The sequence below is a fragment of the Loktanella sp. D2R18 genome (assembly GCF_003318235.1).
GTDB lineage: Bacteria > Pseudomonadota > Alphaproteobacteria > Rhodobacterales > Rhodobacteraceae > Yoonia.
Genome location: NZ_QOCG01000021.1, coordinates 1 through 1,049 on the forward strand (window position 1 = coordinate 1; position 1,049 = coordinate 1,049).

Annotated in this window: 2 protein-coding genes; both read right to left on the reverse strand. The window is 56.0% G+C overall.

From position 1 onward, the window contains the following. A partial coding sequence (locus DS901_RS11345) for a hypothetical protein (protein WP_258546711.1) occupies positions 1 to 405 on the reverse strand: 405 nt, incomplete at its 3' end. Between the two features lie 78 nt (positions 406 to 483). Beyond that, on the reverse strand, positions 484 to 849 hold the full coding sequence (locus tag DS901_RS11350; protein WP_113777069.1) for an HNH endonuclease: 366 nt from the start codon (positions 847 to 849) through the stop codon (positions 484 to 486). Between the last annotated feature and the right edge of the window lie 200 nt (positions 850 to 1,049).

Consider the following 1,049-nt stretch of genomic DNA (forward strand, 5'->3'; position numbering starts at 1 on the left):
GCGTTGTTGTTTCACACCGACGCGCGGCGCTTTGGGTAAATCATCTGCGTCATCCAAATCAGCAAGCGCCTTGGCACGGTCCCGCGCGGCCATGACTTTGCCAAGTTCTTTGATCGCAGAGACATTGCCCGCATTGGCCAGTTCCGCCAATTGGTGCACGCGCCAAAGTTCAAACCGGTCACGCTGCATATCTGCGCGCTTGAGCTCAGAAAAATAATACTTGCGCAAAGTCGGCTGGGAAATCCCCAACCCATTTGCGATCTCGCTTGTGACCATGCCCATCGCCAGACCCAAGATCACCTTGTCGGCAGAACTTTTTGACCATTTATGAGAGGGCCGTCCACGACGCCCTGAGGGCAGCGTGACAGCATCCCCAAAAAGGTCGATCGTCAAAATATCACGCATGTCGAAAAAAAATCTCCGGCTACTATCAGCGCGGGTCTAGGCAAATCAGGATCTCTGACTTTTGACCTACCCCCCCGGTTAGGCGAGGCCGCGCCGCTCTAAGCTTTGTTTGGTGCTATCGTGGTAGGCTTTGGACACGGATTGCAGGTTGTCGATGTCCCAGAAGAGATCCGGATCACCGCTATGCGGCACCTTGTGGTCAACCACCGCGCTGTCTTCAGCGGGATATGTCCCGATCAGCAGCACACCCGTTTGTCGGCAGATGTATCCATCGCGCTTGAGTACAACCAACCGCAGCTTTTGCCAGCGCGCCGTTTTATACCAAGCGCGCCAGCTTTGATCGCGGTCGCGCGATCGCGAGCGATCCGTCTCAGACTGAGGTGCCGCAACAAGGCGGGGTTTGGCAGAACTGAGGCGTGAACCAACAGACGAAAGCCTTCCCATCGCCACCCTCCAAACGCAAAGCGCCCGACTGGAAGATCCAATCGGGCGCAGCTGTGTTGACGGTTGCTTAGCAAGACAGGCAGAGTTTGGTCAATAAGTTTCTTCAAGCGGTATGGTGAACCGGCGGGATATACGCGCAGATCACTGTGCCCTTTTGCAACCGCAGCGAATGGCGGCGAAGAGCCCTCTTTACCCTATGC

Excerpts from the sequence above, each read along its gene's own strand:
- DS901_RS11350 (WP_113777069.1), bottom strand. The coding sequence starts at position 849 with ATGGGAAGGCTTTCGTCTGTTGGTTCACGCCTCAGTTCTGCCAAACCC.